Origin of the sequence: Pseudomonas sp. Ag1 (genome assembly GCF_000278565.1) — a bacterium.
GTDB lineage: Bacteria > Pseudomonadota > Gammaproteobacteria > Pseudomonadales > Pseudomonadaceae > Aquipseudomonas.
The window spans coordinates 1-12,166 of sequence record NZ_AKVH01000107.1 but is presented as its reverse complement, the minus strand read 5'-3'; the positions used below and the strand labels follow the sequence as shown (position 1 = coordinate 12,166).

The 12,166-nt window shown below is 62.1% G+C and carries 9 protein-coding genes; 8 read left to right on the top strand and 1 reads right to left on the bottom strand.

Annotated features, from left to right (window positions below; all coding sequences use genetic code 11):
- Nucleotides 1–76 precede the first annotated feature (76 nt).
- From mreC to tldD, 7 genes are all read left to right on the top strand, one after another.
- Nucleotides 77–1,186, top strand: coding sequence for a rod shape-determining protein MreC (gene mreC, locus A462_RS09525; RefSeq protein ID WP_080673268.1), 1,110 nt, complete (start codon nt 77–79; stop codon nt 1,184–1,186).
- On the top strand, nt 1,186–1,674 hold the full coding sequence (gene mreD / locus A462_RS09530; protein ID WP_003216081.1) for a rod shape-determining protein MreD: 489 nt from the start codon (nt 1,186–1,188) through the stop codon (nt 1,672–1,674). Before mreC ends, mreD begins: the two co-directional genes overlap by 1 nt.
- Before the next feature lie 50 nt (nt 1,675–1,724).
- On the top strand, nt 1,725–2,321 hold the full coding sequence (locus tag A462_RS09535) for a Maf family protein (RefSeq protein ID WP_008437228.1): 597 nt from the start codon (nt 1,725–1,727) through the stop codon (nt 2,319–2,321).
- Nucleotides 2,322–2,391: 70 nt separating this feature from the next.
- Nucleotides 2,392–3,849 (top strand): ribonuclease G, encoded by a 1,458-nt coding sequence (gene rng, locus A462_RS09540; RefSeq protein ID WP_003216085.1) that lies wholly within the window; start codon nt 2,392–2,394, stop codon nt 3,847–3,849.
- A 76-nt stretch (nt 3,850–3,925) separates the two neighbouring features.
- Nucleotides 3,926–7,741 carry a YhdP family protein gene (locus A462_RS09545; RefSeq protein ID WP_008437219.1) on the top strand — a complete coding sequence of 1,272 codons (3,816 nt, stop codon included), beginning with the start codon at nt 3,926–3,928 and terminating at the stop codon, nt 7,739–7,741.
- A 48-nt stretch (nt 7,742–7,789) separates the two neighbouring features.
- Complete coding sequence (locus tag A462_RS09550) at nt 7,790–8,638, top strand: carbon-nitrogen hydrolase family protein (protein ID WP_008437218.1); 849 nt, start codon at nt 7,790–7,792, stop codon at nt 8,636–8,638.
- Between the two features lie 16 nt (nt 8,639–8,654).
- Nucleotides 8,655–10,097 (top strand): metalloprotease TldD, encoded by a 1,443-nt coding sequence (gene tldD / locus A462_RS09555; protein ID WP_003216090.1) that lies wholly within the window; start codon nt 8,655–8,657, stop codon nt 10,095–10,097.
- 45 nt (nt 10,098–10,142) lie between these two features.
- Here tldD and yjgA read toward each other — a convergent pair whose 3' ends face one another.
- Nucleotides 10,143–10,664, bottom strand: coding sequence for a ribosome biogenesis factor YjgA (gene yjgA / locus A462_RS09560; protein WP_003216092.1), 522 nt, complete (start codon nt 10,662–10,664; stop codon nt 10,143–10,145).
- 108 nt (nt 10,665–10,772) lie between these two features.
- On the opposite strand from yjgA, the gene pmbA reads away from it, so the two are divergent.
- Complete coding sequence (gene pmbA, locus A462_RS09565) at nt 10,773–12,119, top strand: metalloprotease PmbA (RefSeq protein ID WP_003216094.1); 1,347 nt, start codon at nt 10,773–10,775, stop codon at nt 12,117–12,119.
- The last annotated feature ends 47 nt before the right edge of the window (nt 12,120–12,166 follow it).

Here is a 12,166-nt window from a genome sequence, read left to right as displayed (position 1 = left end):
TATCTTCTTCAATCTGCATCCAGGCCGGTTTGATGCCGTATGAATAAAGAAAACATTTGCCTGGGAGGAGCGGCTTATTAAACCGCTTTTTTCCAAAGGCCCCTCATTGGGCGTGCGCCTGTTGGTGCTGGTCGTGCTATCGGTTGCGCTGATGGTGGTCGATGCCCGCTTCACACTGCTCAAGCCAGTGCGTAGCCAGATGTCGCTGGTCCTGATGCAGACGTACTGGATCACTGACCTGCCGCAGCGTCTCTATCAGGGTGTCGCCAGTCAATTTGGCAGCCGCACCGAACTGGTGGCGGAGAACGAAAAACTCAAGACCGAAAACCTGCTGCTGCAGGGGCGCATGCAAAAGCTCGCGGCCCTCACCGAGCAGAACGTTCGGCTGCGCGAGTTGCTCAATTCCTCTGCGCTGGTCAATGAGAAGGTCGAAGTGGCCGAGTTGATCGGTATGGATCCGAACCCCTTCACCCATCGCATCATCATCAACAAGGGTGAGCGTGACGGCGTAGTCCTTGGCCAACCGGTGCTCGATGCCCGTGGCTTGATGGGCCAGGTGGTGGAGTTGATGCCTTATACCTCCCGCGTGCTGTTGCTGACCGACACCACCCACAGCATCCCGGTGCAAGTAAACCGCAACGGCCTGCGGGCGATTGCCAGCGGTACCGGTAACCCGGAACGCCTGGAGTTGCGTCACGTCGCAGACACCGCCGACATCAAGGAAGGCGACCTGCTGGTCAGCTCCGGCCTGGGTCAGCGGTTCCCGGCAGGCTACCCGGTCGCGACGGTCAAGGAAGTGATCCACGATTCCGGCCAGCCGTTCGCCATTGTGCGTGCCGTGCCGACCGCCGCATTGAACCGCAGCCGTTACCTCTTGCTGGTGTTCAGTGACAACCGCACCCCGGAAGAGCGTGCCAACGAAGCCGCCCAGGCCCAGGAAGCGGAAGACAAGCAAAACGGCACCGCGCCGATCATTCCGGCCACCGTGCCAAAACCGGCGGCACCTGCTGCCCCGGCAGCCGCTCCGGCAACGCCAGCCGCGCCGGTTGCGACACCGGTCAAGCCTGTGGCCCATAGCGCGCGTCCGGCCAAGCCTGCGGCTGCAACACCTGCCGCTGCCAAACCGCCCGCCGCCGCCAAACCACCGGCCGCGGCCCCGGCAACCACTCGGCAGAGGGAAGAATAATGGCCGGTACTCATTCGCGTAACGGCTGGATCGTCTGGCTGACCTTTGCCATCGGCTTGCTGCTCAGCGTTTCGCCGCTGCCGCAATTCATGGAGATCCTGCGCCCGCTGTGGCTCGCCTTGCTGCTGGCGTTCTGGGCCCTGGCGCTGCCGCACAAGGTCGGGATGGTCACGGCCATGTGCCTGGGGCTGATGGAGGATGTGCTCTACGGCACCCTGCTCGGGCAGAACGCGTTGATCCTGACCCTGATTACCTTCCTGGTGCTGTCATTGCAGCAGCGCCTGCGGATGTTCCCGATGTGGCAACAGTGCCTGGTGATCCTGGTGATCTTCGGCCTGGCGCAGTTGGTACAGCTGTGGCTCAGCGCCTTGACCGGCAACCGCCAACCGACCCTGGCGCTGGTGTTGCCCGCGCTGGTCAGCGCGCTGTTGTGGCCCTGGGTCAGTTTTGGCCTGCGTGGATTGCGTCGTCGCTATAAAATCAATTGAATGGATCGCGAGGCTCTGCCTGGTTATCGAACCCTACAGGGAGAGTCTGCATGAATTCGCTTTATCTGGCCTCGGGCTCCCCGAGGCGGCGTGAGCTGCTGACACAGATCGGCGTGCCGTTCACCGTCGTCAGCGCCGCCATTGATGAAACTCCCCTTACAAATGAATCGCCCGCGTCCTACGTAGAACGCCTGGCGCGCGGCAAGGCTGCGGCCGGTCGAGCGACCTTGGCCGATGCCACCGGCGCCTGTGTGCTGGGCGCGGACACAGCCGTGATCCTCGACGGCCGGATCCTCGGTAAACCCGTGGATCAAGCCGACGCCCTGGCCATGTTGCTGGCCCTTTCCGAGCGTGAACACGAAGTCTTGACGGCCATTGCCCTGATTGACGGCCCGCGTTGCGAAACGCAGCTGGTCAGCAGTCGTGTGCGCTTTCGCAGGATTTCAGCGGACGAAGCCACCACTTATTGGCACAGCGGCGAGCCCCAGGACAAAGCGGGCGGCTATGCTATCCAAGGCTTGGCGGCGGTGTTCGTCGCCGGACTCAATGGCAGCTACTCTGCCGTCGTTGGCCTGCCGGTCTGCGAAACCGCAGAACTGCTGGGCCAATTCGGCATACCCTGTTGGCAAAACCTTACCGTGCGCTAAACGCCTTATTCCAGCGCCAAGCCTTAAGCGATCGGTCACTATTGTGAAAACGCCTGAACGAGACCCAGCCATGAGTGAAGAGATTCTGATCAATATCACGCCGATGGAATCACGCGTGGCGGTGGTAGAGAACGGTGTTCTGCAAGAAGTGCACGTCGAGCGCACCCAAAAGCGCGGGATCGTCGGCAATATTTATAAAGGCAAGGTCGTGCGTGTGTTACCGGGGATGCAAGCGGCGTTCGTCGACATCGGCCTGGACCGCGCTGCGTTTATCCATGCTTCGGAAATCTCCCTGCGCGAAGGCCCGGCGGTCGAAAGCATCAGCGCCCTGGTGCACGAAGGGCAGAGCCTGGTGGTGCAAGTCACCAAGGATCCGATTGGCTCAAAGGGCGCACGCCTGACCACGCAACTGTCGATTCCTTCGCGCTACCTGGTGTACATGCCGCGCACGGCCCACGTCGGTATTTCCCTGAAAATCGAAGACGAAGCCGAGCGCGAGCGCCTGAAAAAGGTGGTCAGTGACTGCGTGGCGCTGGAAGGTATCAAGGAGGCCGGCGGCTTTATCCTGCGTACTGCCGCAGAAGGTGCCGGTGCCGATGAAATCCTCATGGACATCCGCTACCTGCGCCGCCTCTGGGACCAGATCGGCGCGCAGATCAAGACCATTGGCGCCCCCAGCGTGATCTACGAAGATCTCGGCCTGGCCCTGCGCACCTTGCGCGACCTGGTCAGCCCGAAGATCGAGAAAATTCGCATCGACTCGCGGGAAACCTTCCAGCGCACTACGCAATTTGTTGCCGAGCTGATGCCGGAAATCGCCGATCGCCTGGAGCATTACCCGGGCGAGCGGCCGATTTTCGACCTGTATGGCGTCGAAGACGAAATCCAGAAAGCCCTTGAGCGCAAAGTGCCGCTCAAGTCCGGCGGTTACCTGGTAGTGGACCCGGCGGAAGCCATGAGCACTATCGACGTGAATACCGGTGCCTTTGTGGGCCATCGCAATCTCGAAGAAACCATCTTCAAGACCAACCTCGAAGCGGCCACCGCGATCGCCCGCCAGCTGCGCCTGCGCAACCTGGGCGGGATCATCATCATCGACTTCATCGACATGGAAGACGAAGAGCACCAGCGCCAGGTGCTGCGTACCCTGGAGAAGCAACTGGAGCGCGATCACGCCAAGACCAACATCATCGGCATCACCGAGCTGGGCCTGGTGCAGATGACCCGCAAGCGCACCCGCGAAAGCCTGGAGCAAGTGCTGTGCGAGCCGTGCAGCAGTTGCCAGGGGCGCGGTAAGTTGAAGACCCCGGAAACGGTTTGCTACGAGATTTTCCGGGAAATCTTACGGGAGGCACGCGCCTACCAGGCCGAGGGCTATAGAGTTCTGGCTAACCAGAAGGTGGTCGACCGTTTGCTGGATGAAGAATCCGGCAACGTAGCCGAGCTGGAGGGTTTTATCGGGCGCACCATTCGCTTCCAGGTCGAAACCATGTATTCCCAGGAACAATATGACGTGGTGCTGCTCTGATTCGCGTTAGTTCTTATCAACGAGACGGGCAGGCCTTGATCTGCCGTCCGACTATTGCCTTTGAGGGTCGCCTGACATGGAGCGTCTGATACGCTTTTTTGCCGCATTGACCCGCTGGGGCCTCGGCCTGTGCGCCTTGCTGCTGGTATTGGCGGCGGTGTACGTGAGCCTGGGCCGTGAATTGACGCCGTTGGTGGCGGAATACCGTGGCGAAATCGAGGCCAAGGCGCGTACTGCGCTGGATATGCCCGTGAACATCGGCAGCCTGGAAGGGCGCTGGAGTGGCTTCGCGCCGGTATTGTTGGCTCACGACGTGATGGTCGGCGAGGGCAGCAGCGCCCTGCGCCTGGACCAGGTGCAAGTGGTGCCGGATATCTGGGCCAGCCTGCTGGCGCGTGAAGTGCGCATTGCCCACCTGGAAGTCAGCGGCCTGCAAGTCAGCGTGAAGGAAGACCAGGACGGCCACTGGGCGCTGCAAGGCCTGCCGGTGCAGGATGACCAGCCGCTGGATCCCGAACAACTGCTGACGCGCCTGCAAATGGTCGGGCAGGTTTCATTGCTCGACAGCCAGGTGACGCTGCAGCCGTTCGACCAGGCTCCGCTGACCTTGACCTATGTCGGCGTGAGCCTGCAGACCGGCGCCAACCGCCAGCGCCTGGACGTGCGCCTGACCCTGCCCGACGGCCAGCCCCTGGCGTTGAACCTGCGCACCCGAATCCGCGCCAGCCAGTGGAAAGACGGCGAAGCCGAGGCTTACCTGAGCTTGCCCCAGAGTGACTGGGCAAAATGGATCCCGGCAAAACTGATCCAGCAATGGAAACTTACCGAACTCAAGGCCGGCGGCGAATTCTGGCTGACCTGGGCCAAGGGCACCGTGCAAAGCGCCGCCGTGCGCCTCAACGCCCCGCAGCTCAAGGGCAGCTATGCCGATCGCAAGCCGACGCACATCGAGAACCTGGCCCTCACTGCGTACCTGCAACGCAGTGACAGCGGCCTCAAGGTGCTGTTTGACTCGCTCGCAATGAACCTCGGCGACACCCGCTGGGAATCGCGCCTGCAACTGCAGCAAACCCTGGCCACCGACAAGGCCCAGGAAGTCTGGAACCTGCAGGCCGATCGCCTCGACCTGACGCCGATCACGCCATTGCTGCACGCCTTGGCACCCTTGCCGGAAGCCGTGGCCACCACCCTGGATCATCTGAAGGCCACCGGCACGCTGCGGAACGTGTTGCTGGATTATCGGCCTCAAGACACCACCGACCAGCGCGTGAGCTTCGCGGCCAACCTCGACCGTATTGGTTTCGACGCTTACTTCGGCGCACCGGCCGCCCGCAATGTCAGCGGCAGCATCAGCGGTGACCTGGGCAAGGGTGAGCTGCGCATGGACAGCAAGGATTTCTCCTTGCACCTGTTTCCGATCTTCGCCAAGCCCTGGCAGTACATCCAGGCCAACGCCCGCCTGACGTGGAAGCTCGACAAGCAAGGCTTCACCCTGATCGCGCCGTATATCAAGGTGCTGGGCGAGGAGGGCAAGGTCGCCGCCGACTTCCTGATTCGCCTGCATTTCGACCATAGCCAGGAAGACTACATGGACCTGCGGGTCGGTATGGTCGACGGCGATGGCCGCTTCACCCCCAAATACCTGCCGGCGGTGTTGAGCCCGGCACTCGATGAGTGGCTGCGCACTGCGATTCTCAAGGGTGCAGTGGACGAGGGCTTCTTCCAGTACCAAGGCTCGCTGAACCACGACGCACTGCCTGCCTCGCGCAATATCAGCCTGTTCTTCAAGGTGCATGATGCCGAGCTGGCATTCCAGCCGGGCTGGCCGCACGTGAGCAAGGTCAAGGGTGAAGTGTTTGTCGAGGAAAGCGGCGTGCGCATCCTGGCCAGCAAGGGCCAGTTGCTCGACACCAAGGTCAATGATATCTACGTCAACATTCCCCACGCCCCCGAAGGCAAGGACAGCCACCTGCTGCTCACCGGCAACTTTGCCGGTGGCCTGGGCGATGGCCTGAAAATCCTTCAGGAAGCGCCGATCGGCACCGCCTCGACCTTCGCTGGCTGGAAAGGCGAGGGCGACCTGCAAGGCAAGCTGGACCTGGATATTCCCCTAGCCAAGGGCGCCGATCCCAAGATCGTGGTGGATTTCAAGACCGACAAGTCCCGCCTGCAACTGGCCGAGCCTACGCTGGACCTGAGCCAGCTCAAGGGTGATTTCCGCTTCGACAGCGCCAAGGGCCTGAGTGGCCAGAACATCAGCGCCCAGGCCTTCGACCGACCGATCACCGCGCAGATTTTCGCCGATGGCAAGCCAGGCGACCTCAACACCCGCGTCACCGCGAAAGGGCAGGTGACCGTCAAGCGGCTGACTGACTGGCTGAAGGTCAGCCAGCCGTTGCCGGTGTCCGGCGATATCCCCTACCAATTGCAGCTCAACCTCGATGGCGCCGACAGCCAGTTGATGGTCAGCTCCAACCTCAAGGGCGTGGCCGTGGACCTGCCGGCGCCGTTCGGTATGCCGGCGAGCCAGGGCCGCGACAGTGTGTTCCGCATGACCTTGCAGGGTAAGGAGCGCCGTTACTGGTTCGATTATGGCGAGTTGGGCAGCTTCACCTTCGCCGCCCCGGCGGACAATCTCGCCGACGGCCGGGGTGAGCTGTTCCTGGGAGATGGCGATGCGGTGTTGCCGGCCGGCAAGGGCTTGCGAATCCGCGGCGTGTTGTCGGAGCTGGATATCGACCCCTGGAAAAAGCTCGTGGACCGCTACGCCGGCAACGACCCGGGGGGCAGTGCCAAGCAGTTGTTGAGCGGGGCCGATTTCAAGGTCGGCAAGCTGACCGGTTTCGGCACCCAGTTCGACCAGGTCAGCTTGCAGCTGGACCGCAAACCCGCTGCCTGGGGCTTGCAGTTCGACAGCCAGCAGGCCAAGGGTACCGTGGGGTTGCCGGACGCCAAGGGCGCGCCGATTGCAGTCAACCTGCAGTACGTGAAGCTGCCTGCGGTGGATCCGACCGTGCAGGCGGATGAAAATGCGCCGGACCCATTGGCTGATGTTGATCCCAAGGATATTCCCGCGCTGGATATCTCGATTGCCCAGTTGTTCCAGGGCCCGGACCTGGTAGGTGCCTGGTCTCTGAAAGTTCGCCCGACCACCAGGGGCATGGCGTTCAACAGCCTGAACCTGGGGCTCAAGGGCATGGTGCTCCAGGGCGCCGGCGGTTGGGAAGGTGCACCCGGTGCCAGCAGCAGTTGGTACAAGGGCCGCCTCGATGGCAAGAACATTGGCGACGTGCTCAAGGGCTGGGGATTTGCGCCGAGCGTGACCAGCGAAGATTTTCACGTGGACGTGGACGGCCGCTGGCCGGGTTCGCCGGCCTGGGTAGGTCCCAAGCGTTTCTCCGGCAGCCTGGACGCCAGTTTCCGCAAAGGCCAGTTTGTTGAAGTGGACGGCGGTGCGCAGGCCCTGCGGGTGTTTGGCTTGCTGAACTTCAACTCCATCGGTCGCCGGCTGCGCCTGGACTTCTCGGACTTGCTTGGCAAGGGCTTGAGTTATGACCGGGTCAAGGGCTTGCTGGCCGCCAGTAACGGCGTGTTTGTAACCCGTGAGCCGATCACCATGACCGGCCCGTCGAGTAACCTGGAGATCAACGGCACCCTGGACCTGGTGGCTGATCGCGTCGATGCCAAGTTGCTGGTGACGCTGCCGGTCACCAACAACCTGCCGATTGCTGCATTGATCGTCGGCGCGCCGGCCATTGGCGGGGCGCTGTTCCTGATCGACAAGCTGATTGGCGACCGTGTTTCGCGTTTCGCCAGCGTACAGTACAAGGTAGAAGGCCCGTGGAAGGACCCGAAAATCACCTTCGACAAGCCATTTGAAAAGCCAAACTGAGTACCTGTGGAGTAGCATGGCCGCATGCCTTTTCTGGAGTGTGGGCCCATGTCCTTTGCGGTAATTCAAATGGTCAGCCAAAGCGATGTGCTGGCCAACCTGGCTCAGGCCCGGCGCCTGCTGGAGCAAGCGGCGGCGGGCGGTGCAAGGCTTGCGGTACTCCCGGAAAACTTCGCCGCCATGGGCCGTCGCGATGTGGCCGATATCGGTCGCGCCGAGGCCTTGGGCGAAGGTCCGATCCTGCCATGGTTGAAACAGACCGCCCGCGACCTCACCTTATGGATAGTGGCCGGCACTTTGCCGCTGCCCCCAAAGGATCAGCCGAACGCCAAGTCCAATGCCTGCTCGCTGCTGATCGATGATCAGGGCGAAATCGTTGCCCGCTACGACAAGCTGCACCTGTTCGATGTCGATGTGGCCGATGCCCGGGGTCGTTATCGTGAATCCGATGACTATGCTCATGGTAGCCAAGTGGTCGTGGCGGATACGCCGGTCGGCCGCCTGGGGCTGACGGTGTGTTACGACTTGCGCTTCCCGGAGCTATACAGCGAATTGCGCGCTGCGGGTGCCGAGTTGATCACCGCGCCCTCGGCCTTTACAGCGGTAACCGGCGCCGCGCACTGGGATGTGCTGATCCGTGCGCGTGCCATCGAGACCCAGTGCTACCTGCTGGCGGCCGCCCAGGGTGGCGTGCATCCGGGGCCCAGGGAAACCTTCGGGCATGCAGCGATCATCGACCCATGGGGGCGCGTGCTGGCACAACAGGATCAAGGCGAGGCGGTGTTGTTGGCCGAACGCGATAGCAGCGAACAGGCGTCGATACGGACGCGTATGCCGGTGGCGGGCCACCGGCGCTTTTTCTCGCAGGGCGCACAGCGACCTGCTTCAGAACGATGAATTTAAGGCCAAACCTATGAGCGAGTTGTTGTCCTCAGTCAGTGAACACCTCCTGGCGCCTGGTGGCGTGACCATCGAAAGCTTGCAAACGGTCCTCGGCGATCTGGCCGGGCCAGGCATCGACGCTGCGGACCTATATTTCCAGGGGCAGATTTCCGAGTCCTGGGCCCTGGAAGACGGGATCGTCAAGGAAGGCAGCTTCAACCTCGACCAAGGCGTGGGTGTGCGTGCGCAGTCCGGTGAAAAAACCGGCTTTGCCTACAGCAACGCCATCACCCTGGAAGCCCTGGGGCTGGCGGCTCGCGCAGCGCGTTCGATCTCCCGTGCCGGGCAAAACGGCACGGTGCAGGCGTTCAGCACCCAGGACGTGGCCCAGCTGTATGCCCCGGATAACCCATTGGAAGTGATCAGCCGCGCCGAAAAGGTCGAGCTGCTCAAGCGTGTGGACGCGGCGACCCGCGCCCTGGATCCGCGTATCCAGCAAGTCACCGTAAGCATGGCCGGGGTGTGGGAACGCATCCTCGTGGCCTCCACCGATGGCGGCCTGGCGGCGGATGTGCGGCCGCTGGTGCGCTTCAATGTCAGCGTGATCGTTGAACAGAATGGCCGTCGCGAGCGCGGTGGCCATGGCGGCGGTGGGCGTACCGACTACCGTTATTTCCTCACCGAAGACCGCGCCATGGGGTATGCCCGTGAAGCGTTGCGCCAGGCCCTGGTCAATCTGGAAGCAATTCCGGCCCCGGCAGGTACGTTGCCGGTGGTATTGGGCTCTGGCTGGTCCGGCGTGCTGCTGCATGAAGCGGTGGGCCACGGCCTGGAAGGTGATTTCAACCGCAAGGGCAGTTCCGCCTACAGCGGGCGCATGGGCGAGATGGTTGCGTCCAGGCTCTGCACCATCGTCGATGACGGTACCCTGGCCGGGCGTCGCGGTTCGTTGAGCGTCGATGACGAAGGCACCCCGACCGAGTGCACCACGCTGATCGAAAACGGTGTGCTCAAGGGCTACATGCAAGACAAGCTCAACGCGCGCCTGATGGGCGTGGCCCGCACCGGTAACGGTCGTCGCGAGTCCTACGCGCACCTGCCGATGCCGCGCATGACCAACACCTACATGCTCGGCGGCGAAAGCGATCCGGCCGAAATCATCGCCTCGGTGAAACGCGGCATCTACTGCGCCAACCTCGGTGGTGGGCAGGTGGACATCACCAGCGGCAAGTTCGTGTTCTCCACCAGCGAGGCGTATTTGATCGAAGACGGCAAGATCACCGCGCCGGTCAAGGGTGCAACGTTGATTGGCAACGGCCCGGAAGCCATGAGCAAGGTGTCGATGGTCGGTAACGACCTGTCGCTGGACAGCGGTGTGGGGACGTGCGGCAAGGATGGTCAGTCGGTGCCGGTGGGTGTCGGCCAGCCAACCTTGAAAATCGATGCGATCACCGTGGGTGGCACGGGGTCGTAAGAACGGGAGCTTCGGGTGGCGAAGGCCGCCACCCGGGGAAGAGGGTCAGCGCAGGCCGCGTTGACTATCGTCCAGCTCACGGATGTATTTGAAGATTTTTCGGCTGGAGGCCGGTGGCTTGCTTTGCGCCAGTTCGTGCTGGGCCTGACGGATCAGGGAGCGCAATTGTTGGCGATCGGCATCCGGGTACTCGATGACGAACTTCTCCAGTACCGCGTCATCGCCAGCGATCAGGCGATCACGCCAGCGTTCCAGGTTATGGAAGCGCTCGTTGTACTGGCGAGTGGAGGCATCGAGTTGATCGAGCAACGTCAGAATGGCGTCAGTGTCCTGGTCGCGCATCAGTTTGCCGATGAACATGAGGTGCCGTTTACGCGCGATATTCGCGGTGTGCTTGGGCGCATCGTTCAGAGCCCGGCGCAGGGCGTCGGTCAATGGCAGTTTTGCACACAAGTCAGGCTTGAGTGTTGTAAGGCGCTCGCCGAGGTCAACCAGAGCATGCAGCTCGCGTTTGACCTGAGATTTGCTTTTCTCCCCATCGAGGGAGTCGTCGTAAGAATCAACCATGGTGGCAGTCCGCAAAGAAACGCCGCCATGATAACCAGTCGGGGGCCGCTTGTCCGGCCCGGTCGCTAGAAGGCCTTAACCGAAAGCAGAATTTGAGTGGAGAAAACCATGAGTGCAGCCCAAAGCGTCGGTCCGCAAGCGTTACCGGCACTGCAGGAACAAGTCGAGCAGATCATTGCCGAGGCCAAGCGCCAGGGGGCCAGTGCCTGTGAAGTGGCGGTGTCCCTGGAGCAGGGGTTGTCGACATCGGTGCGCCAGCGGGAAGTGGAAACCGTCGAATTCAACCGCGACCAGGGGTTTGGCATCACCTTGTACGTGGGCCAGCGCAAGGGCTCGGCCAGCACTTCTGCCAGCGGCCCGGAAGCGATTCGCGAAACTGTTGCAGCAGCGCTGGCGATTGCCAAGCACACCTCCGAAGATGAAAGCTCCGGCCTGGCTGATGCAGCCCTGATGGCTCGGGACTTGAAGGATTTTGACCTGTTCCATGCCTGGGACATCACCCCGGAACAGGCTATTGAACAGGCTTTGACCTGTGAAGCGGCGGCATTCGATGCCGACAGCCGGATCAAGAACGCCGATGGCACCACCTTGAGTACTCATCAGGGTTGCCGCGTATACGGCAACAGCCACGGTTTTATCGGCGGTTATGCCTCGACGCGTCACAGCCTGAGTTGCGTGATGATCGCCGAAGCCAACGGCCAGATGCAGCGTGATTACTGGTACGACGTGAACCGCCAAGGCGAATTGCTGATGGACCCGGTACTCATCGGCCAGCGTGCCGCGCAGCGTGCTGCCAGCCGCCTGGGCGCGCGCCCGGTGCCGACCTGTGAAGTGCCGGTGTTGTTCTCGGCGGAACTGGCCGGTGGTTTGTTCGGCAGTTTCCTTGGGGCGATTTCCGGTGGCAACCTGTACCGCAAGTCGTCGTTCCTGGAAGGTGCGATTGGCCAGAAGCTGTTCCCGGAATGGCTGACCATCGATGAGCGCCCGCACCTGATGCGCGCCATGGGCAGTTCGTCGTTTGACGGTGATGGCCTGGCCACCTATGCCAAGCCGTTCGTCGAGAACGGTGAGCTGGTGTCCTATGTGCTGGGCACCTACGCCGGTCGCAAACTCGGCCTGCCAAGCACCGCCAACTCCGGTGGCGTACACAACCTGTTCATCACCCATGGCGATGAAGACCAGGCGGCGCTGTTGCGGCGCATGGGCCGTGGCTTGCTGGTCACCGAGTTGATGGGCCATGGTCTGAATATGGTCACGGGTGATTACTCCCGTGGTGCGGCGGGTTTCTGGGTGGAAAACGGCGAAATCCAGTTCGCCGTGCAGGAAGTGACCATCGCGGGCAACATGCGTGACATGTTCAAGCAGATTGTCGCGGTGGGTAATGACCTGGAACTGCGCAGCAACATCCGCACCGGTTCGGTGTTGATCGAAAAGATGACCGTCGCCGGCAGCTAATCCGCCGACAGACGCCATAAAGAAGGCGCGCCACCCATTGGGTGGCG

Excerpts from the sequence above, each read along its gene's own strand:
- tldD (WP_003216090.1), top strand. The coding sequence starts at position 8,655 with ATGAGCGAGTTGTTGTCCTCAGTCAGTGAACACCTCCTGGCGCCTGGT.
- pmbA (WP_003216094.1), top strand. The coding sequence starts at position 10,773 with ATGAGTGCAGCCCAAAGCGTCGGTCCGCAAGCGTTACCGGCACTGCAG.
- yjgA (WP_003216092.1), bottom strand. The coding sequence starts at position 10,664 with ATGGTTGATTCTTACGACGACTCCCTCGATGGGGAGAAAAGCAAATCT.
- A462_RS09550 (WP_008437218.1), top strand. The coding sequence starts at position 7,790 with ATGTCCTTTGCGGTAATTCAAATGGTCAGCCAAAGCGATGTGCTGGCC.
- rng (WP_003216085.1), top strand. The coding sequence starts at position 2,392 with ATGAGTGAAGAGATTCTGATCAATATCACGCCGATGGAATCACGCGTG.
- mreD (WP_003216081.1), top strand. The coding sequence starts at position 1,186 with ATGGCCGGTACTCATTCGCGTAACGGCTGGATCGTCTGGCTGACCTTT.
- A462_RS09545 (WP_008437219.1), top strand. The coding sequence starts at position 3,926 with ATGGAGCGTCTGATACGCTTTTTTGCCGCATTGACCCGCTGGGGCCTC.
- A462_RS09535 (WP_008437228.1), top strand. The coding sequence starts at position 1,725 with ATGAATTCGCTTTATCTGGCCTCGGGCTCCCCGAGGCGGCGTGAGCTG.